The sequence below is a fragment of the Lysinibacillus sp. FSL M8-0355 genome (assembly GCF_038008985.1).
GTDB lineage: Bacteria > Bacillota > Bacilli > Bacillales_A > Planococcaceae > Lysinibacillus > Lysinibacillus fusiformis_D.
The window spans coordinates 633,798-659,352 of sequence record NZ_JBBPAI010000001.1 but is presented as its reverse complement, the minus strand read 5'-3'; the positions used below and the strand labels follow the sequence as shown (position 1 = coordinate 659,352).

At 34.1% G+C, this 25,555-nt stretch carries 20 protein-coding genes and 5 pseudogenes; 7 read left to right on the top strand and 18 right to left on the bottom strand.

Annotated features, from left to right (window positions below):
• Positions 1–69: 69 nt before the first annotated feature.
• The 5 genes and pseudogenes from MKY46_RS03130 to MKY46_RS23775 all read right to left on the bottom strand — a co-directional run.
• Entirely contained in the window at positions 70–540 is a 471-nt protein-coding gene (locus MKY46_RS03130; protein ID WP_340833757.1) for an HAD family hydrolase, read from the bottom strand.
• A 282-nt stretch (positions 541–822) separates the two neighbouring features.
• Positions 823–1,077 carry a hypothetical protein gene (locus MKY46_RS03125; protein ID WP_340833756.1) on the bottom strand — a complete coding sequence of 85 codons (255 nt, stop codon included), beginning with the start codon at positions 1,075–1,077 and terminating at the stop codon, positions 823–825.
• Positions 1,078–1,285: 208 nt separating this feature from the next.
• On the bottom strand, positions 1,286–2,233 hold the full coding sequence (locus MKY46_RS03120; protein WP_340833755.1) for a proline dehydrogenase family protein: 948 nt from the start codon (positions 2,231–2,233) through the stop codon (positions 1,286–1,288).
• A gap of 140 nt (positions 2,234–2,373) precedes the next feature.
• Positions 2,374–3,197, bottom strand: a pseudogene (locus tag MKY46_RS03115) (AraC family ligand binding domain-containing protein).
• Between the two features lie 624 nt (positions 3,198–3,821).
• Positions 3,822–3,896 (bottom strand): annotated as a pseudogene (locus MKY46_RS23775) (histidine phosphatase family protein); the annotation flags it as partial.
• A 100-nt stretch (positions 3,897–3,996) separates the two neighbouring features.
• On the opposite strand from MKY46_RS23775, the pseudogene MKY46_RS03105 reads away from it, so the two are divergent.
• A pseudogene (locus MKY46_RS03105) lies at positions 3,997–5,285 on the top strand (transposase); the annotation flags it as partial.
• A gap of 172 nt (positions 5,286–5,457) precedes the next feature.
• Here the strand turns inward: MKY46_RS03105 and MKY46_RS03100 are convergent.
• Both MKY46_RS03100 and MKY46_RS03095 read right to left on the bottom strand, forming a co-directional pair.
• Positions 5,458–6,513, bottom strand: a pseudogene (locus tag MKY46_RS03100) (IS4 family transposase); the annotation flags it as partial.
• 112 nt (positions 6,514–6,625) lie between these two features.
• The gene (locus MKY46_RS03095; RefSeq protein ID WP_340833754.1) at positions 6,626–7,771 is read right to left on the bottom strand and encodes an MFS transporter; all 1,146 of its coding nucleotides are present in this window, start codon (positions 7,769–7,771) and stop codon (positions 6,626–6,628) included.
• Positions 7,772–8,083: 312 nt separating this feature from the next.
• Between MKY46_RS03095 and MKY46_RS03090 the strand changes: the two genes are divergently transcribed.
• Positions 8,084–8,338, top strand: coding sequence for a hypothetical protein (locus MKY46_RS03090; RefSeq protein ID WP_340833753.1), 255 nt, complete (start codon positions 8,084–8,086; stop codon positions 8,336–8,338).
• Positions 8,339–8,642: 304 nt separating this feature from the next.
• Here the strand turns inward: MKY46_RS03090 and MKY46_RS03085 are convergent, their stop codons facing one another.
• The 10 genes from MKY46_RS03085 to MKY46_RS03040 all read right to left on the bottom strand — a co-directional run bounded on the left by MKY46_RS03085 (position 8,643) and on the right by MKY46_RS03040 (position 16,895).
• Positions 8,643–9,203, bottom strand: a complete 561-nt coding sequence (locus MKY46_RS03085) for a cysteine hydrolase family protein (RefSeq protein ID WP_340833752.1) — start codon at positions 9,201–9,203, stop codon at positions 8,643–8,645.
• 130 nt (positions 9,204–9,333) lie between these two features.
• A complete protein-coding gene (locus MKY46_RS03080) occupies positions 9,334–9,663 on the bottom strand; it encodes a nuclear transport factor 2 family protein (RefSeq protein ID WP_340833751.1) in 330 nt (109 codons plus the stop codon).
• 136 nt (positions 9,664–9,799) lie between these two features.
• Positions 9,800–10,267, bottom strand: a complete 468-nt coding sequence (locus tag MKY46_RS03075; protein ID WP_340833750.1) for a DUF523 domain-containing protein — start codon at positions 10,265–10,267, stop codon at positions 9,800–9,802.
• Between the two features lie 239 nt (positions 10,268–10,506).
• Positions 10,507–11,676, bottom strand: coding sequence for an MFS transporter (locus MKY46_RS03070; RefSeq protein WP_340833749.1), 1,170 nt, complete (start codon positions 11,674–11,676; stop codon positions 10,507–10,509).
• A gap of 136 nt (positions 11,677–11,812) precedes the next feature.
• Complete coding sequence (locus MKY46_RS03065) at positions 11,813–12,715, bottom strand: NAD(P)/FAD-dependent oxidoreductase (protein WP_340833748.1); 903 nt, start codon at positions 12,713–12,715, stop codon at positions 11,813–11,815.
• A 98-nt stretch (positions 12,716–12,813) separates the two neighbouring features.
• A complete protein-coding gene (locus tag MKY46_RS03060) occupies positions 12,814–13,212 on the bottom strand; it encodes an Rrf2 family transcriptional regulator (RefSeq protein ID WP_340833747.1) in 399 nt (132 codons plus the stop codon).
• A 334-nt stretch (positions 13,213–13,546) separates the two neighbouring features.
• Entirely contained in the window at positions 13,547–14,158 is a 612-nt protein-coding gene (locus tag MKY46_RS03055; protein ID WP_340833745.1) for a Type 1 glutamine amidotransferase-like domain-containing protein, read from the bottom strand.
• Between the two features lie 574 nt (positions 14,159–14,732).
• Complete coding sequence (locus tag MKY46_RS03050) at positions 14,733–15,860, bottom strand: FAD-dependent monooxygenase (protein ID WP_340833744.1); 1,128 nt, start codon at positions 15,858–15,860, stop codon at positions 14,733–14,735.
• A gap of 15 nt (positions 15,861–15,875) precedes the next feature.
• A complete protein-coding gene (locus MKY46_RS03045; RefSeq protein ID WP_340833743.1) occupies positions 15,876–16,298 on the bottom strand; it encodes a DUF3995 domain-containing protein in 423 nt (140 codons plus the stop codon).
• Between the two features lie 3 nt (positions 16,299–16,301).
• Positions 16,302–16,895 (bottom strand): TetR/AcrR family transcriptional regulator, encoded by a 594-nt coding sequence (locus MKY46_RS03040; protein ID WP_340833741.1) that lies wholly within the window; start codon positions 16,893–16,895, stop codon positions 16,302–16,304.
• A gap of 1,039 nt (positions 16,896–17,934) precedes the next feature.
• On the opposite strand from MKY46_RS03040, the gene MKY46_RS03035 reads away from it, so the two are divergent.
• The 5 genes and pseudogenes from MKY46_RS03035 (at position 17,935) to MKY46_RS03015 (ending at position 22,712) form a co-directional block, all read left to right on the top strand.
• Entirely contained in the window at positions 17,935–19,134 is a 1,200-nt protein-coding gene (locus MKY46_RS03035) for a Ger(x)C family spore germination protein (RefSeq protein ID WP_340833740.1), read from the top strand.
• A 290-nt stretch (positions 19,135–19,424) separates the two neighbouring features.
• Positions 19,425–20,135 (top strand): annotated as a pseudogene (locus MKY46_RS03030) (IS3 family transposase); the annotation flags it as partial.
• 338 nt (positions 20,136–20,473) lie between these two features.
• Complete coding sequence (locus MKY46_RS03025) at positions 20,474–21,091, top strand: helix-turn-helix transcriptional regulator (RefSeq protein WP_445299958.1); 618 nt, start codon at positions 20,474–20,476, stop codon at positions 21,089–21,091.
• A 127-nt stretch (positions 21,092–21,218) separates the two neighbouring features.
• Positions 21,219–21,605 (top strand): RidA family protein, encoded by a 387-nt coding sequence (locus tag MKY46_RS03020; RefSeq protein ID WP_340833738.1) that lies wholly within the window; start codon positions 21,219–21,221, stop codon positions 21,603–21,605.
• Positions 21,606–22,712, top strand: coding sequence for a D-TA family PLP-dependent enzyme (locus tag MKY46_RS03015; protein WP_340833737.1), 1,107 nt, complete (start codon positions 21,606–21,608; stop codon positions 22,710–22,712).
• 272 nt (positions 22,713–22,984) lie between these two features.
• Here the strand turns inward: MKY46_RS03015 and MKY46_RS03010 are convergent, their stop codons facing one another.
• Positions 22,985–25,525, bottom strand: a complete 2,541-nt coding sequence (locus MKY46_RS03010; RefSeq protein WP_340833736.1) for a hypothetical protein — start codon at positions 25,523–25,525, stop codon at positions 22,985–22,987.
• Between the last annotated feature and the right edge of the window lie 30 nt (positions 25,526–25,555).

Below are 25,555 nucleotides of genomic sequence, written 5' to 3'. Positions count from 1 at the left end.
TTTTATAACATTAAAATCTTTGTATTTTTGCAAGCGATGAATCAGTATTCCTACAATATTGTAAATATTTTATCCTCTTAAAGTTGCAATGATTCTACTTGGTTTCAGTATCAAATCAAATGCTTCTTCGATATTCTTACATACAATGTCAGCTTTCATTAAAGATTTTGCAGAACATCCCTCTATCCCTATTACTATAATTGAAATGCTGCAGGCTTCAAACATTTGACCATCATTAAAACCATTTCCAATACATATACAATGCTCTGCCCCAAGTTTTTCTACAATTTCTTTTTTATTTTCTGCAGCATTTGAGTTATCAAATACCTGTATTTCAATAGGCATTGTAGCACATTGATTTCTTGCAGTACCATGGGTATCAGCAGTTACTAAATGTACTCTTATTCCTTTTTTATTAATAGCCTCTATTTTCTCTTTTAATGAAGGTATAACTCTACCATCACAAGCTATAGTTCCATTATAGTCTAATAAAAGATTTGTAATTTTTATGATTCCTCTTCCTGGTATATTAATTTCCACTATAAACATCTCCTTATCTCTAATTTATACATCCGTGCAATTAACCATAAGCGTTTCTTCGTTGTGCATTTTGTTATCTTTTAAATAGTATAGTTCTAAATCATGATTGTAAATCTTCCATATAGAGTTATAAGTTAAGTATCCCCAATTCTAGAGTTATATTTATTGTCCGGTACCTTTGGAAATAAAGACATCATATAGTTAATATTAAACATGATTAACTAAAATATAACTCAATCAAAAAACCTGATCTATGAAATGACGCCTAAAAATTAGACACGGTTATTTCATTAGCCAGCTCGGGTATAGTTTATAGGCCTTTAAATAAGAGAGGTTGATACTCCTCCCTTCCTTCATCCCTTTATAGTGTACAGCTGCGTCACCATGTCCCTTTACATCATCTCCGTACATGCTCAAAATAACTTTTGGTTTATTGCCATATACTTCTTGCCTACTTTCCACAAAAGACAACATATCTGAAATGTCCACTGGTTCAATATCATACCTATAGATTTGTTGCTTCGGACGTTCTGCCATTTCTTTTTACCTCCCATCTACATTAAATATTTGAAAAGTAAAAAGAGGATCTCCTATATGTTATCAAGACCTAAATTAAAAAAGATAGATAAATTAAATGGCATTACATATTTTACATGACTAATATGTAATGCCATTATTCTTATTCAATAATTGCGCAAGATCGTTGAAGATACTAAATCATAACGAAACAATAGAAAATAATATTTCATTCTCTATCGGTATTTTGTTCAATTATATCTGAAATAAAAGTATAAATATTCGGAGGATATTCAGCAATACGATGAACTAAATATAAATACCATTCACTACCATATGTTACATAAACTTTAGCCTGGATATTATCCTCCTTTAAAGATCTTAATAAATCAGGTCGAACCCCATCTAACATCTCTACCTCAACATTCGGATTATAAAGAAATCCTTTTGCTTTTAGGTCCATCAATATTTTTTCATCGTGTGTAGCAACAGACAATGGATGATTACTATCTATACACATAGATACAAATTCTATATACCGTTTATTTAACTCTTCGGATCTTGGAATATATATACCTTCAGACTCTTGATAAGCCCCCTTTACTAAACGTATTTTACCCGAGGTTTTCAATAGATCATTTAGGTCAATAGATGAACGATTCAAATGAACTTGTAATGTTATCCCAACATTTGAGAATGAATTTGATATCCTTTTATATAGTGATAAAATTTTATCTGTTTTTTGTGATTCTTCCATACTTATCATTAGTTGAATATTATGCTTTTGTGCTTCTTTTGCTAATTCTTCTAAATTAGTAAATGCTAATGCATCAGAAATCATCATTCCGATATGAGAAAGATCAAATGATACGGTAGCGTTCATTTGATTATTCCCGAGATCTTTTATTAATTCTTTGAATTCGTTTTTGGCAAGCATACATTCTTCTTCGGATGTTGTATTTTCGCCAATAAACTCTAATGAAACCTGATACCCTTTGTTATATAGATTTATAACGCGTTCTATCCCTTCCGTACGTGTTTCTCCAGCCACAAATCGATTAGCACCTTTAATAAAAATCGGGAAAAGTTCTTTTGAATTTTGAAAATAGGCTTTTAGTTCTTGATCTCTAGCAATCGATTTGAGCGCTTTGGAAAAGCGACTTTCTTCATTAAACATAAAGTAATCACATCCTTATTTTATATCTTATTTGGGATTACGTTATTCCGATGATGACTTTTTACCCACAAAAATCAAACTCCTACATTGTTGAATTCCAAATGAAAATGGTAATAAATGTGGGTAATTATTAAAGCAGATCATTTATCAATCTGATTAAAAATATCCCTGTATTGTCCAGGGGTTAATCCAATAAATTCAAAAAAAAATTACTAAAATGACTTTGATCTACAAAACCTGTCTCTATTGCCGCATCAAGTGGTTTTACACCCTGTTCCAATCGTTTCTTTGCTTCGTTAATACGTACCGTTTGTAAGTAACGATACGGGGTAATCCCCCGAATTCGGGTAAATGAGCGTAACAAAGAATATTTGTTCATATTAGCTATCTTTGCTAAATCATCTAAAGCAATATGTTCTGCATAATGTACTTCTAGGTAGTGACAGATATTTTCAATTTCTTGTTTAATAGCTCTCGGTTCTGTATCTTCGATGGCTTCAGTATATTCTTCAATAAGCTGTTGAATAAGAAAATAAAAAGTTTCTGCTTTCTCAAAATCTGATATTTCATCCATAATCATCTGGTGAAGATTATGCAACAATTGAGCTTTTTCACTACGATAGGCAACAGGAGAAGCAAAGGAAGGAAGATAATCTTGTCCTGTAATCTCTTTTGTAACTGTTCGCATAATTTCAGGCTTGATATTCAAGCAGCGATAATCTAATGTTTCGTTGTCAATTGATTCACAGGCATGATTATCCAGAGGGTTAAAAAATATAATATCACCAGTACCTATTACATATTCTTTGTTCTTACAAGATAATCGTCTTTGTCCACTCTCTATAAACCCAATCACATAATATTCATGGAAGTGGTTCGGAAACTTTTGCATGATACCTTCGAAACGATAAGCTTCTATTTGTAAATCATGATCAAAACGTACCGTTCTTTCTTCTTCTCTCATACGAACAACCTCCTTTTGATTTCTGATAGTTAGTGTAACACATTGGGTTAAGGCTCTCTTGTAAGATATTGACTAATAAAAATGGCATGGCCGATTAAAAAACTACCACACCATTCGTTTTATTAATATCAAATCTACAACTATAAAAGTGTCTTGATGACACCCATAAATTTCTTTTATCCTGTTTTTCCCTTATACTACCTTTCTTCATTTGTAGAACTAAAAAAATTATTTCTTACAAGAAAAAATAGTTACCTTATTCCACAAAATGGTCCTTTCCATGAATAAAGACGCTTTCCCTATTACGGAAAAGCGCTCTTTCCTGGAATAAATATTCAGCTTAAATTAGCTGTTATTGTTTAAGCAATTTTAGAATTCTTATCGTTAGTTTTAAACTGTATTCCAGATACGAGGCGCACAAGAGTGCTGGGATTTTCAAAAATCATTGTTTACTGTTCCCATATTAAATACCTAGTTCAACAGATATTTAATATGGGACCATCTTTATCGTTTTTTATCCAAAGGAACGACCAATTCCAATTCCTTTATCTCTTCACTAAAGCCTTCATTATTTGTATGACTTGGCTTGAGTGTAAATGATTTTGGTACCATATCCATTGGAGGAAAAATCAGCTTTCCTTCATGTACGTTTAAAATATCTGCTTTAGATTCTCCGTGGCGAATTAATAGTATTTGCATGCCTTTTCCCCCTTATATCTTTTAAATCCAAAAAATATAAAACTAAACTGCTTCGTTAGATTAAATATTTTCTTTCACAATGAAAGCTATTCGGAAACGTATCGAAGAAAAGATGGCACCAATCAATGTTTTAGACTTATTGGCCGACACAGAATATTGGTTAAATTGGACACGTTTCTTTGGACCGATCTCTGGCCATGACGCAAAAATAGATAACCCTTCCGAGCGTTATATAACAGCAACATTCTGTTATGGATGTAACTTAGGTCCGACTCAAACTGCTCGATCATTAGGAAATATGGATCGAAAGCATATTTCCTGGATTAATGAGAGGCACGTTACGGAAGAAAATATTCAAAAAGCGATTGAATGGATAATTAACGCTTATAACAAATTCAATTTGCCAAAGTATTGGGGAACGGGAACCAGCGCATCCGCCGATGGGACGAAATGGGACTTGTATGAGCAAAATCTACTTTCTGAAAATCATATTCGTTATGGGGGCTATGGAGGGATTGGTTATTACCATGTGTCTGATACGTATATTGCTTTATTCAGCCACTTTATCCCTTGTGGAGTGTGGGAAGGTGTTTATATCCTAGATATCTTGATGAAGAATCAATCTGATATTCAACCTGATACGCTCCATTCCGATACACAAGGGCAGAATGCGCCTATATTTGGGTTAGCTTACCTTTTAGGAATCAAACTAATGCCGCGTATCCGGAACTGGAAGGATTTAAAGTTTCTTCGACCAAGTGAACATTCAACTTATCAGCATATCGACGAGCTTTTTTCTTCTTCAATTGATTGGAAACTGCTCGAAGATCATTATGAGGATATGCTACGAGTGGTGATGTCGATTAAAGCAGGACGTATTCACCCTTCCACCATCCTGAATAAATTAAGTACATACAGCAAAAGAAATAAATTGTATCAAGCGTTTCGGAAATTAGATTGTGCTATTCGTACCCTATTTTTATTGAATTACGTATCGGATGAAGATTTACGGAGTACAATTCAAGCAGCTACTAATAAGAGTGAATCCTTTAATGGATTTACCAAATGGTTATCCTTTGGTGGAGACGGAGTCATTGCGGAAAACAATCGTGAGAAACAGAAGAAAACAATAAAATATAATCACTTAGTCGCTAACTGTTTAATTTTCTATAATGTTTTTCAACTCACTCATATCCTTCATGAATATATGCAAGAAGGTAATCAATTGGATGAAGATGCGCTGTCTGAACTTAGTCCCTTAGTCCATACCTTACATTTCATGTAAATCGTTTTGGAAAGTATCGGTTAGACTCTGATCGTTGTCCACCGGTTCTTAAATTTGATATCCCTGTATCCTCCTTCTCAATTAGAAACGGTGAGTTAAAATAAATAGCCGGGGAAAATTCAATTAAATGGGGTCCCGGTAGCAAAACGCGGTTATCTATACTATGAAAATTAGGAGTATTTAAAGTATTCGAAGAAGAAAAATCGAGTGAAAAGATACTTTGAATACTGGATATCTTAACTCAGTAAACAATGTATTCAATGTAGTGATGTTTTAAAAAAAAATCTCAATCTGCCAACGAAGTGAATACAATGAATGCACGTAATTCATCGGTACTTCTTCTAGCGACGTGTTCGTGATATAAACATTCATGCCCATTAAATGTTTACTTTTATCCTTCATGACAATACCTTTCTTCTTTTCACGTATCGCTTGGTTTTTCAGCCGTGTTTGCGTTTGATTGTCGGTTAAACGATGGGTAATTACACGTGCTGGAAGCTTCTGATTTTGGCCAATGTATGCCTCGGAGATTTCGATTGTTTCACCAGGGGTTAGACCAGACATAATTTGTGTCATATCAAGTTGGATGTATTCTGTTTGCTTTTTTAACGTGCCATTTTTGAAATATTCTGGATCAGGGTTCTTGATATAAATGCGTGTATTCAGCTTCAACCGCGAAATATAGTAAGCCTCTTTTTCATGAATGACTTGTAAGTCTCCTAAATCGAAGTAACCAAGATCACGCAAACATAAATCGCCTGCCTCTACGGTTTCAAGGCAAATTGTACCGTATGTTTTATCATTATTCTTTCCTGGTCCTAGCTGCACGTTTAAAAATTGGCCACTCAGTAAATCGTATTCCAATTGGATTTTTACTCCCGCAGTATTACTACTCCCTCCAGAGCCTTGATAGTCAGTAGCGAAGGAATCAGGTAGCTGAAACACAGTCGCATCTAAAATCCGAATACGTTCGAAAGCAGAAATCATGTGTGAAGATAGCGATAGTGTCGCACAGAGTTTTTGTGTTAGGAGTGAAGTAAAGACTTCTTGGAGGAATGCGACAGCTGCAGGATTAAAGCGTTGATTAAGTCCCTCTTGGCTCATTAGTACACCCGTCGAAGCCTCTAACCGACTACATAGTTGCGTAAGTGATGTACTAGCGACTTCTTGGCTGAGCCAAACGCAAAGGGCGATGAGTTCATCTGCTTGATACTTACTAGATCGCTGCACAAAGCCCACTTGTTTAGCGATTTCTTTTAGGACTATTGGAGATAAAGATCTTTGTAATTCTTGTGCATAAAGTTTCAGTTCACTGAAGATGATAGGATTCATAAAAAAACACCATCCGTTCTCGTAAACTTTCTTACAACAAGAATAGCGTTTTTTTAAAGAATATAAATTTGTTCAGTATCGGATTGTATATATTTAAAAAGCGAAACCCAAACTATAACGGTTTCGCTTTTTTGTAAGAATAATATTTTCTCCACATATGAACAACACAGCACATCACCAGCATGGCCTGCATGAACCAAATACCATGAGGTAATGAAGTTACCTCCGCCAGTAGTGGCACAAGTCCAAATCCTACTAAAAACCCACATCTTGTTGCGAGAGTGTTGAGACCGAACAAGCGGCCGCGAACATGTTCATCACTACGTTGAAGGAGCGTATAGTGACACACTTGCACCATTGCTTCTGTAGCTCCTACAAGTAATAAAATAAGAAAAGTGACGGGTGTTAACTCATAAATAAACGTGATCGACACGAATGTTGCAAACAAAAGTAGGCTGACGATATAACGCTTCTCGTTTACTACTTGCTTCTTTAGAATTAATGAACAAAGAAATGAACCTACAGCTACAGTCGACCACATCAAGCCATTATACAATTCCCCGTGTTCTTTTACAGATGCGATAAGTGGTAGGGCATATTGATAGGCAGAAGCTGCAAGTGGATAAACAAATCCAACCGTCAGCAAAAACATATAAATTCCTGACTGTAAAACGTTTCGGACAGTATGCTTCTGTTGATCGGGCTGTACCGATTTAGTTTGTTCTTTCCAGTGAACTTTTAATAAAATTATAGCTGATCCAATATACATCATACTGTCAAATATTAATAAATACTTATATGAAAAAAAGGCTGAAATAAAGCCACTAGCAGTAAAACCAATGATACTCATTGTCGCTCCAAGACGTACAAGAAGTGTGTTGATTTCTGTAAGGCGATCTTCGTCAAACATCGATGGGATTGATGCCCGAAAACTTACATCAAAAAATGTATATGTGATACCAAGTAAAAAAGCAATAATCACAATAAACAGCGGATGTTCTATGAAAACTAAACTTAACACAGCTATTCCGCTTGCAAGTTCTGAAATAATCATCGTTCGGCGCTTCGAATAACGGTCGGCAACGACGCCAGCCAGGTAACTTATCATCATACCACCAATTTGTCTCCCTAAATAAAAGAGCATCAAATACAGTTCAGGATGCTTACTCATTAACAGCGCGCTCGTCAAGCCGATAAATTGCATGCGTGAACTAAAATCAGAAAACGCTTTCGTATATAAATAATAGATTGGTTTCATTGTAGCCTCCAAAAAGTCTGGCGGCTAAAAGAAGTGTACGTCCCCCTTATTAAGGGCGTACACTGATGATTGTATGCATAATAATACCTCCTGAAAAATCATAAACAAAAAAATAAGAGCGGAAGGGACGTTCTTCCATTGCTCGCCTTGAATTCCTTTTTATTATATGTTCTGATTACTAAAAAGTATAGGGGGATTAATGTATAACGAACTCAACTAAAATATATCATCTACATTCAATCAAATCTGGTTTCTAAACTAAAAGAAATTTATAATTTTCATATAAAAGAATTTTCCCCGGCCTATTTGTGAGTGGCTCAAAAAAGAAGGAATTCTTGCCGTACCCTATTAGAAGTCAAAAAAGGAGAGACGCTAAAATTTGAAATTGATAAAAATCCTTCTTCCACTTTAGTAATTAAACTGAACGAAGATGGTACAAGTGATAATGTTAATATTGAAAATAATAAAATAAAGATGCCATCAGAAAGTGGATATAACATTTATGAACTTACATCCGTATGGCAACAAGGGAGAGAGACTTTTGTTTTTGATGTCAATGTAAAATAAAAGGAGATGGACCTGTAGTGTTGAAACTTAAGAGTTGTGGAATGGATTCTTATTGAACTAACGATACAGGTTAGTGGAAGAAGGAAAATGTCTTAAAATAGGGGTAGCTGTTGCATTAAAATAAAGTTTGATCTAATTGATACTAATAACATTGATAATCGATCATAGAAAAGAGCGTGTTTTGGAAAAAAGATTGATCAAAACACGCTCTTAATATTTTAAATTGATTCATTCTTTTATAAAAAAGGTTGATCATTTTCTGTCTATGTTGCTCTACAAGCGCGCGTCCGTTAATGGAATAAGGTTAGATTAGGAAATCATTGATCAGTTGATCTGTTGTAAGAACTGTAGCAAATTCATCATGCAGTATGGCTAGAGATATATTGTGTATAGTTTCTGCATCGTAATATTTATCATTTTGATCCTTCAAGCCAAAAGCAGCTGTTGCATCAGAAATCAGATATGTTTCAAAACCTAAATTACCACTCATTCTTGTAGTCGTTGATACACAGTGGGGCGTAGTCAAACCGGCAATAACAACTTTTGATATTTCATTTGCTTTCAAAAGATCTTCTAAATTTGTACCAATAAAGCTACTGTTTACTCTCTTATTAACTATTACTTCTTCTCCAATAGGCCTCACTATTTCTTTAATGGCAAAGCCCTCATTCTTCGGATGAAATAATGAGCTAGGATTATTGGAAGTATGTTGTATATGTATCACTAACCAGCCTTGCTCCCTCCATAATTTTAAAATCTTGCTGATATTTTCTTCTGCATGGAGGTTATTTCGTTCACCCCATTTTTGGTTATCGAAAGCCTTTTGTACATCAACTATAATTAATGCTTTTTTCTTCTCGTCCATAAGATCACTCCTGTATTTAAATTTCCCAATAATCTGGTCCGATTGATGAGCAGCACATTTTACACAACTACGCCCGATTCTAGAATTATTCAAGATTTTTGAACGAAATTACAACTACCTGAAATAACTTTTAATTCATTCTCATCTGATTGCAAAACCTTGTATAACACAATTCATCTTCTCTATCTTCTCCAGCCAAGATTGACTTTACTTGAGCCTGTGTAATTGTAACAACAGCATCTTCTAATGGGATTATCTTTTGATTTAAAAATTTAATTTCAGTAATTTTTTGCATCCCTGACTTATGAACTTCAATGTCATCTTTCTTTGTTATTACATGTCCAAAGGGACTAACAAATGCAAGTTTATCACTGAGAAGTTTATCAAGATTTTCTACATCGCTATTTATCATAGCTTTCCGTAAACTTTCTTCATATTCATAAATAACATTCTCATCCATCTCAACACCTCCATGTAAAAATTCACCTAATATATGTTATTTCTTTTCAGGACTAACAAGGTACTCTTTCATTCGTCAAATGGCCTGATTCTGAAACACCACTATAACGCAAACGCGCTTATTAATTGAAGATAAATTATATTATCTCATCGAAATAATCGGCAAGTTGTTCTTCAGAAATTACTCGTAAACCGTTTCTTTTTAATAAAGCTGTTGTTACTCCGTTCCCTACAATTTTCTCTCCTGCAAATTCACCATTATAAATCATTGAACTTCCACAGGATGGACTATACTCTTTCAGAACAACTACTGTTGCATTAACATCTGTAGCCTTTTTTAAAGTAGAGTAAGCTCCCTTTAAATATAGTTCCGTTACGTCTCTACCTGATTTCTCGATTACTTTAGCTTTCCCATCCAATACATCTTCCCCGTCACCACCAATTATTTCAGCAGGTTCTCTGGGGGTTGAAAAACCACCAAGTAATTCCGGACATACAGGTATTGCTTTATTCACTTCTAGTAGTTTACTGATCTTATGATTTAAACTATGCGTACCGTTATATCTTACCTCTAAGCCTGCTAAACAAGAACTCACTAAAATCATTGATAACACCTCACTTTAATAGCACCTAATAACATTGTACAACTAACTCCTGGTTAATTGAATAACTTAAAGCTTTTAAGCTTTTGATTCACTCTCTAATCTTTCTCTTATTCTGGAATAGCGCCAGATTGTTGAAGATCAAAGGATGTTGAAGCTGGATCGTACTTATTTACCTCTCGCACTCGTTGTTGAAATAGAAAAAGTTATTGTTAATCAATACTATTCTAGGTATTTTTAAATCAACTATTCGCAAAATTTTCTTTTCTCCTTTTCCCCAATCCAAACGAAATAGATGCAGTTAGTAACGCTAGTAATACTGTTAAACCCGCAATCCACCCTAGATTCAAAACAGATGTATATTCAATTACCACTCCTCCTAAACCAGCACCTAATGTCATACCAATATTCATTAGAGCCGTATTGAAACTTAAAATAATTTCTGATGACTGTGGTTTCAAAGAAATTAAGTAAAATTGATTTGCAGGAGTAGTTACCCATGCAGATGTTCCCCAGATAATAATTGCAAGAAAAATACCTATCGTTGATGTAGATATAGAAGTGAATATAATTAATATTAATGAGTGAACGATTAAACTGACAGAGATAGTACGAACTGGTCCCCATCTATCAACGGCATATCCACCGACACGTGAACCTATGAAAGCAAACAAACCAAGCACTAAAAGAGAGGTACTAATTTGTTCTATAGAGAAGCCAGCTAAACTACTTAAAAGTGGTGCAATGTAAGCAAATACCATTGTATAGCCAAGAATCCAAAATACCGTTGTTAATAAACCAGTTATGATTTGTTTGTCAAGAATTATTAACATTTGCTGCTTTAAAGAGATCGGTTTATGTCCCGCTAATTTTGGAATGAACTTATTTAGAAGCACTACATTCAACAGTGTAACTACAGCAATAAACAGAAAGATATAACGCCAATCCAAATAAGCAGCAATTAATGTGCCAATCGGTACACCTAGGATTAAAGAAACGGTAAAGCCAGTAATAACCGTTGCAATTGCACTACCTCGCTTTGTGGGCTCAGCAAGTTGTGCAGCATAACTGGTTGCCACAACAAAATACAAGCCTCCACTCATTGCCAGGACAATGCGCGAAATCATAAGTATAATGAAATTAAAACTAAAAAACGCAATGATGTTGCCAATAACAAAAATAAGCATTGAATACATTAACACTTTTTTTCTTTCATATTTTGCAGTCAGCATAACAAGCACTAGCGCACCGATTGCATGGGATAAAGCATATATGGTAACTAATTGCCCAGCCATTGAGATCGATACGCCTAAATCCCCTGAAACCATCTCTAAAATCCCAGAAACAACAAACTCTGCTGTTCCAACTCCAAAAGCTCCTAAAGCTAGCAAATATATTGCAAAACGATTCATTTCTTTCTCCTTTTTCTTAATGTTATTTTAAAGAAATACTTTTCATCATATCGATAATTTTCATTAGGAAGAAAAACAAGGAAATCGGTTTTTTAGTGAGCTAAATGACTAAAGTAAATTTTTAAAGATTTTGATATCATTCAAACTCTTCTTCTGTTAAATCCATATTAACAGTCATAGCAATACGACTCCCATCAGCTGCTGCAAAAACCACTTGAGATGGTTTTACATAAGAAGCATCTCCAGCAGCATACAAACCAGGTATTGAGGTTCTGCCTGATTCATCTGTTTTTATCCCACCCGATTTTGTCATTTCATACCCCAAATGTTCTCTGAACGGTGCGCTTTGAACAAATTGTGGCATGACAAAGCCACCAGCCCTGGCAATCTGAGTTCCATCAGCAAAGCGGACATATTCCAATCCACCATTCTGCCCGATAAAGGCTAAAATGGATTTCTCTATCACCGTAATCCCTTTTGATTGCAGTTGCTTTTTTTGCATTTCCGATAAATGAGCATAACCATTTGTACAAACAATCAAATCTTTACTCCAATTGAAGAGCAGTTTCGCTGTATGGAAGATAGATGGATTTTCTGAAACAACAAAAATCGGCTGATCCTGCAGTTCCCATCCATCACAATAAGGACAATTAAATAAACTTTTTCCATATAATGAATAAAAGCCCTCAATGTAAGGGAAAATTTCTTTTAACCCTGTTGCCACAATTAATTTTTTTGTCTGAATACGAATTCCTGATCTATCAACTACCTCAAACCCTAGAGCTGTTTTGTTAACTGAGACAATCTCAGTTTGTAGATGATTGATAGAAGGATAATTCAACAATTCTTTATAAGCAATACGTCGGAATTCACTCGGTGTTGTACCGTCTCTTGTAATAAAACCGTGAGAGGCATGTGTCACAGCATTTCTAGGCCGATTATTATCAATCAATGCTACACTTCGTCTTGCTCTCCCCAGTACAAGGGCTGCATTCAACCCTGAAGGGCCCCCACCAATAATTGCACATTCATAAATCATAAACTGCACCACCTAAATAGATATTACAGACATACTATATCTGTAATTAAACAAAAAATAACCATCTTTAAAGTAAAAAACTATAAAAATGGCTTATGTTAAACTCCCATTTGCTTTTGAGCTATGTCCACTAAGTTAATTTCTTTTAAATGCTGCTTCATCTTATCTTCTGCTTCTTTCATTTCAGCTTGAATTAAGCATTCATCTCCATGAACAAAATCACATTCAAATAAGGAAGCTGTACCTTCTATAGCATGAATGATATCTAAAAATGTAATATCATCTTTTAGGCGTGATAATCGATAACCTCCATGAGCTCCGGAAATTGATTCAATCATTCCTGCTTTTACGAGCTTGGTTAAAATTTTGGACAGATAAGTTGTTGAAACACCTTGGGATTCTGCCAGTTGCTGGACTCCTATAGGCTCAATCGAAGAAGCCGTAACGAGAGAAAGCATGGTGTGTAAAGCATAATTAGTCGCTTTTGAAAATTTCATATTAACACCTCTATTATAGATTTATTATATCTACAATATCCTTAAATACATTTATCTGTCAAGACTAATGCTTCCTAAAAAATGTAGCCAATCAATCTTCACAATTATGACCCTATATTTTTGTATAAATCTTCAATTGTATTGAAAACGTTCCTCAACAATTTGATCCTTTTCATGAATAAAGGCGCTTTCCTTATTACGAAAAAGCGCCCTTTATTGGAATAAATAAACTACATTTTGTGGCTTTTAAGTGTGTGTATCCAAACTTTCATTTGGGAACGTTTTTTCATTTTAAGATGCAGGATTATGCAAGACTACCCTTTAGTTAAGTTTATTAACAAACAATTACTTCGTTTTCTTTAACTTTAATTACTTGTGTATTTGAGATGGGCAAAAGGTTTAACGTGGAACTATAATGAGCAATTATAGCCGATGCAGATTCCTTAAATGGATCGTTACTATAGTGAGGGACTGGGTAAAATTTCATTAAGTTTAAACCTTCAAACGTTTTCAATTGAGTAGCTTTTTCTTTATCGTCCATAAATCTTATATACTCTATATTAGGTGAGGTTATTATAGCTCCTGCAGATTCTCCAATATACATTTTTCCTGAATCAACTTGTTCTTTTATTATCTTATCTGCTCCTGATTTTCTCAACTCTTGCAACAAGAAAAAAGTATTTCCTCCTGAAACATAGATAAAATCGTTTCGCTCCAATTTTTCTTTAATCTCTTCAGGTGATCCTACAGCTACATCAAGGTCTTCAATAACCACGCCTAACTTTTTGAAACCTTCTCTTGCTGTATTAACATAGTGAGTTACCTCTTCTGGAATACTCGCAGTAGGAATAAACGTTACAGTTTTCCCTTGTAGGTCTTCATCAGCAAATTTTTCAAATAACTCAACTACATCTATAAACGAAGATGCTAAAAACATTTTAAGCATATTAATTCTCCTTTTTGTTATTACTTTTATACAGATATGAAAATCTCTTTAACATAATTTGACCTGTTTATAAGTATACCATTAGTTACCAAAGCGTAGTTTGGTCCTTATCATAAAAAATTGTTATTCAATAAAATGGCCGATTGGAGAATAAAAATTTTTAAAAACGCTCTTTTTCAAAAATGCAAGCTGTCAACATTTTTGCCCAATATTTGTTCCAAAACTCGTAATTATGGTTTACATAAAACCTGTAAAAAGCATTAACAAGAAAGGTTAAATCCTTTTCGTTAATTCCTTTTTCTTCCCTTAGCTTAAATGAATCTTTTATAAGCACTCATTGTTGAAGTATATTAGGATTTACTAGCCCTTCACGTAAATCCATCATCCCTAGTTGTCCCATTCTATTCAGTAAAGGAATCAACCAACTACCACTTGGAGCACCTTGGTATTGTATGGTTAATGCTATTTCTTATAGAAAGAAATGATGAATCATCAAATTACTATACCTGTATTAATTATCTGAAAAACTTACTATTATTACCTATAATAGTACATATATCAAGAGAGTGCTTTATTAATAGTGATATTCATTTTTAAATTTATTTTGCATTTGATAAAAGGCTTGAGGAGTTGTTTTTATTATCATATTTCGGATATGACAAAGGAAAGGGTGTTCGAATTGCGCCATTACACCTACTCGTCTGGAAATGTTGCTGATTTTATTTGCTCTATATAATCTCTTTTTTTGATACTCTAGTAATCCATTATCTAGATTATTGGATAGGGCCATCCCCAAAACATAGGCATCTTCAATTCCTTGACATGCCCCTTGCCCTAAGTTTGGTGTCATTGCATGTGCCGCATCTCCAACAAGAGCAATATTGTCAAAAACATATTGGTCAATTGTAGGAATATCAAAAATATCGTGTTTGAGGACATGCTGATTTTCAGTAAACTTTAATAAATCAGTTACCTCCTGAGGATAGTTTTTTAGGCGTTCGATCAAATCTAAAAGATTATAATTGGATAGAAGGCAATCATCCTGTCGGTTGTTGACAAGCATATACCAATATGCCTTTGTTTTAGAAATCGGTAAATAACCAACGCGTCCATTTGATCCCCATATTTCTTGAAGTTCGGGAGCTAAATTCATTTTGTTTTCTATAAGAGTAACTCCTCGCCAACATGTATACCCTGCATATCGGAGCGGTATACTTGGAAGCAATTGCTTTCGAATTATTGAATGAATTCCATCTGCCGCAATTAACATGTCCCCTTTGACTACTTCACCATCATTCATCAACACGGCGACTCCATGCGGATGTTGATGAAATTCAACAGCTTTTTTTTCAAAATAAATTGGGACTGACTTTAGTTCCTGTAGAAGAATATTATGTAAATCTGCACGATGAATAGCAATGGTTTGTTCAGGAGATTGGTTTTCATTAAGCTTTGCTAATACTTTCCCTTTATCAGAGGAAATAACAAAATGATTTATGAACTGACCATGTTTCTTAAGTTGCTGTGTAATCCCCCACTCTCCAAAGATGTGAATAACATTAGGAGCTAAAATGATTCCTGCTCCTGCAGGCCTTAATTGTGCTGCCTTCTCAAATACTTGTACATTCATTCCAATTCGCTGAAGTGCTATAGCTGTACTTAACCCAGCGATTCCACCGCCTAAAATAATTACTTTTTTCATCTATAGATTTCCCTCCTATTTTGTCATAAAGACATAAATGAATGTAAAACTAAGAAAAAGACAAAGGGGAGTGTACGCAATCGTATCCATTTTAGAAAAGGAAGTCTTTCTTATTTTTTTAAATAAACCTACATAATTAAAGTCTCCGATTGCTCTAAGACCAAAAACAAGGAAACAGAAAAAAGAAAGGATACTAACTAGTTTTGGTTGTTTTATTAATGGGATGAGTGAACTTTGTATTCCTAAAATTAAGCATGCACAAAAAAGGCAACCAGCTACTAAAAGCGTTATCCATTTTCCTGGGGTAAACTGGCGCTGATTATGATTATCTTGTGGAATGACGGCAATTATTCCTTTTTTTCCACCAAATGCCCAATAAACGTGAATGAACGCTAGTAAAAGAAGTATTATACACGAAATGATCGGTAACACTATCATTAATTAATCCTCCATTTTAACGATAAATTGTTCAAGAAGCAGTGAAGTTCTTCGATTAATACTTTGGAGAAGTGCAGTTTCAGATTGTTCATCATATACCCACATCATCACCGATGTAAAGTAAGTTCCTAGGAGTATAGAAGCAATGTCTTCAAGTTCGCCATGAACTCTAACTTGCTCGCATTCTATTTCTTCCTTTAATAAATTTATTAACAGGTCTTTAAATTGTTGAATCGCATTCATTTCATCATCAATTATCTCCGAAGATTTGAACACTTCCGCTACAGCAAATTTCAATAATTTTGGGTATTCCCCATACATTGTCGTTAAACGAGAAAATAATTCAATGATTTTCTGTTTTACATCCATATGTGAAAACTCTTGGATGCGGGTTATCCTTTCCATTTGCAATTGTCCAAAATATAAAAGAACAGATTCCTTCGTAGGAAAATAATTGTAAAATGTTCCTTTTGCAATACCACATGCTATTGTTATTTCAGACACACTGACTTCGTCTATTCCTTTTTCAGAAAATAAACGAATCGCCTCGTAAAAAACCTTTTCTTTTAACTCTTTTTTTCTAGTTTCTCGTAGCACATAAATTCCTCCCTAAAATTATGACTTTAGTCAAAAAATGACTACGGTCATGATTTTACCATGTTCAACCGCTTATGTCACCAACCTATTTATATTTACTAATTACTTTATTTAACTAAGATTTGCAAAACAGCGCCTTCAAAATATTGCAAAAAACATCGCTTTTTTAGAGCACTCTTGGCAGAGATTAAACAGAGTTTCTAACCACATCGACGAACTGAACAGAGTTAAAATTGCATATCGATGTTGGAGAATATATCTTACCTTGGAATAGATATTAACTACCATCAGACCGTTTGTCCTGATAGGCTAATTATTTTTACTAATTTAATGACATAGTAAAAAATTTTAAACAAACGAAATGGTAGCTAGGAGAAAACTCAAAGTCCAATATCTCCAACTTAGGAGGACCGCCTACAATAAAAAGGATACATTTAGAGGCAGGAAAATAACAAAAAAGTTGTGTTCTTCTTCTCAAACTCCCACGAAAGAACTTAATCTTCTTTAGTTTTCCGAGATGTAGTGCTGGGTTTCTACATTATATAGATGTCTAATGAGGGCTTTCGTATTATATAGTTCACCATAACTTTCTGGTTGAACTTTTTGTATTTAGATTTAATCTATCAGTTGCCTATGGTGAAGTACAGGGACGTGGGACATTGATTCTGTATACTAAACTGTTCGCCTTCTACCTGTAGATAAATGTTTAAGCCTGCTTGAGACTTAGATCTCGTTTAACGAGCGATGCAATAATACCACTTGAATTGATGGAACTTGGTAAGTGGAAATATCATTCTAAATTAATTTAAAAGAATACTCCATAAAGGAAAAGCTTAAATTTTAGGTGCTTCCCCATATCAACTCAGTTCCAATCAAACATCCCATTAATATTAGTTGTTAAGCTGTTTAATTCCTTTTATATGTATTTAATAAAAGACTAAACTTTTGCTTAATCTCATAGTGACTTTTTGTTTGTTTCATGATTAATTCCTCTCTAATTTGTAAAACCTTTTATTTAATTGACTAAGTTTACAATGAGGTGATTAAGATAACTAAGACTAAAGCAGTAATAATAATATTTATTTCATTCTGCATACTGTTAAGTGGCTGTTGGAGTAAACGAGAGTTGAATGAATTAGCCATTGTAGTAGGTGCAGGTATTGATAAAGTCGATAATGGATTTGAAGTTTCAGTGCAAATCGTTAATCCTAGTGAAATATCCTCACAAAAACCCTCTAGTAGCCAGGCAACAGTCATTACTTACCATGCTACAGGCGAATCTATATTTGAAGCAATTAGGAAATTGACAACAATAACGCCAAGAAAAGCGTATTTTGCTCACCTTCAAGTACTTATACTTGGAGATAAATTAGCTATAGAAGGAATAAATGACGTGATTGACTTATTTGTAAGAGATCCTGAAACAAGAAATGATTTTGTTGTACTGGTTTCTCACGAATCGACTGCTAAAGAAATTCTAAATGTGTTAACCCCTATAGAAAAAATTCCGGCAAATAAAATGTTATACTCTTTACAAGGAACTGAAAAAGCTTGGGGTTCAACGTTATCGATTAATATAGATGAATTGGCAACAATTATAAATAGCGAAAAAAAGAGCGCTGTTTTACCTGCAATTGAAATACAAGGAGATAAGCAATTAGGTCCGGATAAAAAGAATGTTGAAAAAATAGAAACCCCAGCAATATTGAAATATATAGGGTTGTCTGTATTTAAACAAGATAGATTAGTGGGGTTTCTAACAGAAGAAGACAGTAAAAGCTTTAATTTTTTAAATGACAATATTAAAAGCACAGTTATAGTATTCACCTGTCCTAAAGCTGGGAAGTTAACCACAGAAATTACAGATTCAACAACCAAGATTAAAGGAACTTTTAAAAATAATACACCCAGAATAAATATTAAAATTCATATTGATCAAAATGTGGGAGAAGTTCAATGTGATATAGATTTGAATGATAGTAAAACCACTGAATATATTAATAAAAAAGCAGCGCAAACTATTAAATCTCAAATTAAAAAAATGATTACCACAATTCAACAAAGTTATAGTTCCGATATTGTAGGATTTGGTGAAGTACTCTACCGTGAAGATTACAAAGCATGGAAAAACATTAAAGATGATTGGTCCACGATATTTCCTGAACTAGAGGTAGAAATTGAAGTCTATGTCAATACTAATAGCGTCGGAACAGTTAATAACTGGAGATCTTGGGAATAAATTTACTTTTAATGTCTGAAATTAAGTATGATTACGAACAATAATTTGCAAAGTTAAAACCTACGCATTTAGAAAAATGATGGACCATTTAGCCAAATGCGCAGGTTTGATTTATTGGTTTGACTATGGACTTTGAAATTAAAATTATCATTCACTTCATAATATATTATTAGCCTCAAGGAAAGTAATAATTTTTTTATCTGTTTCTTTAGATGATTTTCCAAGCCAAATCAAATGGTCCCATGTGTCAAGTAAACATAATTCTAACAATTCTAAAACTCTTCTTTTCCAAAGAGATTGCTCGTATTTTCAAAGAAAGCCGTAATAATTATGGTACGCGTAAAATCAAGAAAGAACTAAGTAAATTACCAGAGCCAAAACACGTATCACGTCGTCGAATTGGTCGTTTAATGAAAGGTCTTGGCCTAGTATCAAACTATACAGTAGCACAGTATAAGCTGCATCACTCAACATGTAATGAAGCGCCGATAAAAAATGAATTACAGCGCCAATTTGAGCAAGAAGAGCCGTTGGCTGTCATCGTGAGTGATTTAACATATGTCCGTGTCGGAACAAAATGGCATTATGTATGCTTATTTGTCGACCTTTTCAATCGTGAAATCATTGGCCGTAGTGCTGGTGCAAATAAGACAGCAGAGCTGGTTTATCAAGAACTAGTAAGTATTAGAGGTAACTTGAACGACATACAAATGTTTCATACAGACCGAGGAAAAGAGTTTGATAATAAGCTCATTTCAAAAGCCCTAGAAACATTCGGAATCCAGCGATCCCTGAGCATGAAGGGATGCCCTTATGATAACGCCGTGGCTGAGGCGATGTTTAAGGTATTTAAAACCGAATTCGCCAACGGAGCACATTTCTCTACTCTTGAACAGCTCGCTTTTGAACTTGATGATTATGTTCATTGGTTCAATAACATTCGAATTCACGGGACACTAGGCTATTTAACTCCAGTGGAATTCAAGCAACAGACTTTATAATTTTTGTCCAGTTTAGTGTTGACATACCAATATTACTCATTTAAGAGTGAATGCTTAATAAGTCCGCATATATTTTTTGTTAAAGTTAACAAAGTTACTCCCTAAATATTGCACGAACAGTTGCTATATCATTCTATAATATCCTCAAATGTATACGACTTACTCACGTTACTGACTTATTGTCATATAAAAAAATATATAGAATATAAAAATTTATATATTTTTTATTTAATTCTATGATATGATAATCCTATCTTCAAGAGTAGAAGGTGAAAAAGTTGAGAAGTGTTAAAACTATACTTGATAGCTATATCCCTTTTGCAAAGGCTATTGGTGAGATGTTTGGTCCGAATTGTGAGGTAATTATTCATGATTTGACAACCCCTGAATCTTCCGTAACTTATACTTTCAATAATCATGTAACTGGAAGGAAAGTTGGACAGTCTTTTGATCACCTTATTAAAAAGGTATTGTTATCAAACGATTTTAAAGATGACTATCTAGCTGGTTATGAATTTCAAACAGCTGATAATAAAACAATAAAGGCATCTACCATACTGATCAGGAGCGATGATTTGAAGGTAATAGGCGCTCTTTGCATTAATTATGATGTTAATTTGTTACTTGATTTGAAAACTATGATTGATACACTATTACCAAATATTCATGCCAATAAACATACTTCTCATGATATGACCAATCAAGAAGAGAATATAGGTAACGTAGAAGAAATTACAGATCAATTAATTGACCAAATTATTTCAAATCGTGGAAACAGATTAGTAAAGCGTCAAGAAAAAATGGAAGTAATAAGTTTTATGGATGAAAAAGGAATCTTTCTAATGAAGGGTGCTGTAGATAAAGTAGCTACAAAGTTAAATATTTCTAAAGTAACTGTTTATAGCTATTTAGACGAAATAAAGAAAGCAAATAAAAAAGTAAGTACCAATTCTTAGGTTGGTCTACTTTCTTTTTTTGACCACAATGTATAAAAAAATATATAAAATAGATTTTTTTATACAAATTGTTACTTCCAAGATAGAAAAAAATTGCTGCTATATTGAAAGCTTAGGAGGAATTGCATTGAATCCGGTATATACACAATATTCATCCAACAATGGCGGACACTATGTTCCAGGTATGGAGTTTAATGGGATTTTATTTATATCTGGTCAGTTATCCAAAGAACCCTCTACAGGGATCATTCCATCAGGAGGAATTAAAGAAGAAACTAAACAAGCTTTACTTAATATGGAGTTAGTACTACAAGGACGTGGGTTAAACAGAAACGATGTTCTGATGTGTAGAGTATATACACCAGACGTTACCTATTGGGATGAAATCAATCATGTTTATGCAGAATTTTTTAAAGATCATAAACCAGCAAGAGCGATTATTCCAACTACACGATTACATGATGATTGCCTTGTAGAAATTGAAGCTATAGCGAGAATTAAGGAGGAACAATAAATGAATTACTTAGAAATTGACACACCAGCGCTTTTAATTGATCAAAACATCCTTAACAAGAATATTCAGGAGATGCAAGACTTCGCCAATAGGAATCGTGTTAAATTAAGACCCCATACAAAAACACATAAAATGCCTAAACTAGCTAAATTGCAAGAAGCCAAAGGAGCAAGTGGCATAACTGTTGCAAAAGTCGGGGAAGCCGAAGTAATGGCTGAACATGGTTTGAAAGATATATTTATTGCGAATGAAATTGTAGGAGTGCAAAAATTAGAACGAATAAAGGAATTGTCAGGAAAGATAGAGATATCTTTTGGTATTGATTCTATTTATCAGATTAATCAGACAGAAAAAGTATTCCAGGGTGCAGAAAAAAAAGCACAAGTTCTAATTGAAATAGAAGTCGGAGAAAAACGATCTGGAGTTATTGAGGAAGAAGATTACCGTAAATTATTAGATGCAATAAAAAAATGCAATAATCTTAATTTAAAGGGCATCTTCTCTCACGATGGACATACGTATAAAGCAAAAAGTGTTGAACATTGTAAAGAATTGTACATCGAAAGTGTTGAAAGAACATTGTACTTCTCCAAAATTGCAACAGATGAAGGTTTTAATTTGGAGGTAGTGAGTATTGGTTCGACTCCCCCATTCTTACTGGGATTTGACATACCAAAAGGTATTACCGAAATTAGGCCAGGCACTTATATTCTAATGGATGCGTCTCAATCTGGTGTTATCGGAAGTTTTCATAGAGCCGCAGCTAGTGTACTAACTACGATCATTAGCAAACCAACAGAAGAACGGGTCATTACTGATGTGGGTGCTAAAGGCATTACTGCCCAAACTCGCACTGAAGGACTAACAGCTACAAAAGGGTTAGGGAAAATAAAAGAATTTGACGATGTGTTCATTCATAGTGTATTTGACGAACATTCAATTATCTACAATAAGGATTTTAATCAAAAAATACAGATAGGAGATAAAGTTCAAATCATTCCAAACCATATTTGTCCCGTATCCAATTTGCACGAAAAGGCTTACCTAATTAATGATGGTAAAGTCATTGAAGAGATAATTATTGAATGCAGAGGGAAATTACAATAATTACTCCAGTGTTCTGTAAAAAAACTAAAATAAATATAGAAAAAGAGGGCTCCCTCTTTTTTTGTTCAACAAAATTAATGATGTAGAATGATCTATTTCAACATGATTTTCACAACTTCCTTTTAAAGAAGTTATTCCACAATCTGGCCCGATTGTGGAATAAGAAAAGATCCCGCATATCTACACAGGATCTTTAATTTTAAGTAGAATGTTTAGTCAATAATAGTACTTCAAATACAAAACACAGTGAGTGACATTACTTTAATTTACACTCAAAATGGAGACCAATTCGGCGGCCAGCGTAAATCAGGAAAAAGATCACCAACCCTTTCAATCACTTCTCCTGCTGCATTCCAGACTGTTCTTCCCGATTTACCTGCCCCATCCCAAATTACTTTTTCAATTGTTCCATCAGATCCTTCAATTATGCGCTCGATCATATTTTCAGCAGCTCCGTCAACGTTAGACCATACCCCTTTCCAGTATTTCTCTCCATCTCTTTTCCAATATTCATGAATCAACGTCCCGTCAATAGGATGAATAACGCGTTCAATCATATTTTCAGCAGCTCCGTCAACGTTAGACCATACCCCCTTCCAATAATTCTCTCCATCTCGTTTCCAGTATTCATGAATCAACGTCCCGTCAATAGGATGAATAATGCGTTCAATCATGTTTTCCATAGCTCCGTCAACGTTAGACCAAATCCCTTTCCAATAATTCTCTCCAGTTCGTTTCCAGTATTCATGAATAAGTGTCCCGTCAATAGGGTGAATAACACGTTCAATCATATCGTCAGCAGTTCCATCAACTTTAGACCATACCCCTTTCCAGTAATTCTCTCCAGTTCGTTTCCAGAATTCTTCAATAACAATCCCGTCAGCAGGATGAGTTATGCGCTCAAGCATGTCCCCAGTCTCAGACCATACCCCTTTCCAGTAACTCTCATCTGTGCGATGCCAAAACTCTTCTATAACTTTTCCATCAACTTTATCCCATTTGTGAATTAGAACACCTGCTGGATTCCATGTACTCTTTCGAATTAAATTACCCTGAAAAAATGTTTCATTTGTGTATTCTAAGGTATTGGACCAAGTTTCTTTAATTAGTTCACCAGCTTCATTTAATTTTTCTTGAATATAGTAACCGGTCTGTGTAAACTGCTTCTGAATCTCTGCAGTCAGATTATTTATAAACTGATTTGCTACATCCCCTATCAACTTCATAAAATCCTCCCACCAATCAGAAAGGATATCTGTTAAACCCACAGGTGGCCCTTTCTCTGCTAAACCACTTAAAACTAAGTAGTCAAGGCGGGGACTATTATTACATTCATTTTGATTAATTATTTCATTAGATTGATCTTCTGGTTTCTTAAGCCAATCGTTAAATTTATCTTCTTGATAAGCGAATCTCCACCAATAATTCCAGTCTTTTGATTCGAATAATTGCAAATGTTCACTAACTCTACCTGAATCTTCAGCAATCCATGCCCATAGACTATTTGGATTATCATTACCTCTTAAATAGCTATAGAATTCTTCTAACGCAGCTTTTAATAAGTCCTTCATTTCAGGTCTCGTTTCACACTCAACAGCGTATATCCATAAAGTATAACTAATAGAAGAAATACTCTGTGGCTTTAGTAGTTGTAAACTACCAATAAAAGTGAGTGCTTCTATCCATCCTGATTTAGTAATCCATGGTAGTACCTGTTGTATAGACTTTGTTAAAATAGAACGCCAGCTATCTGGTCCTAAAACATCTGGAAAAAGATCAAGAACACGATTAATTAAAATACCTAATAATTCATCACCCTGATAATCTTGATAATTATCCAATCTCACTTTTTCACGTAATAAATCTTTAATCGCTTCTTTAAAAGAAGTAACTATTTGTTCACGAATACTTGAAGGAATTTCTAATGTAAATACACCATTTATTTTTCCTAAAGACCAATCTGGTGGCCCTAATGGAATACTGTAAGGGACTGCACCTTTGAAACTTTGCAGTAAATTATCTATAGCTTGTCCAGCGTATTGAGCTATATATGGAACAGCTAAATCTATAAAGGTTTGTTTAAGTTCTGGTGTCATGTTATCCCTAGCATCCCATTGACTTGTTGCAATACCTAAATGTGCTGCTACATTCTGTAAAGCATAGATTTCGTGTGGCAATAACATAAAAGAACCTGGTCCTTTAAAGGTTTTTAGGTGTTCCAAATTTTTGTCACTAAAAATATTTTTATATCTTTTTTTATCATTTTCATCTTTTTCGAATTCATTATCAATATATATTGAATGAGTACGCCATTGGAAAAGGATTAAGTACTCAGACCATTTGGTCATTAAATCACGAGCTAATTTACGAACTTCCTGGCTTGAATTAGGACAGGAATAAGAATAGTATGAAGCAGCTACAATTGCTCCAAAACTATCTTTTGTTATTGGACTTATTCGACTTTTTACATCATTTCCATACTTATAATATTCAATGTCTTCTGGATGACGAATTGGGTGATAACGTCCGAGATTATCTTTATTGCCCCAACCTTTTTCAAGTAAAGTTGTTAATAATTCCATTAGACTTTTATTTGCAGAATTTTTATCCCAGTCATCTTGCTTATAATTACCGGTGGCAATAGCTATTGCTGCTATTGCAGTATATAATGTTGCCTCTCCTATTTCATCAGGTTTCATTACATCATCTTTTTTTTCTTTTGTTTGATGTACAATGTAACCATATTGATCTTTAAATCCACTGTCTTCAGAAAAATCGGCTAAAAGTCTTTTCAGTTCTTCTTCGTGATTCAATACTATTACCTCCTGTAATTACCTCGATTA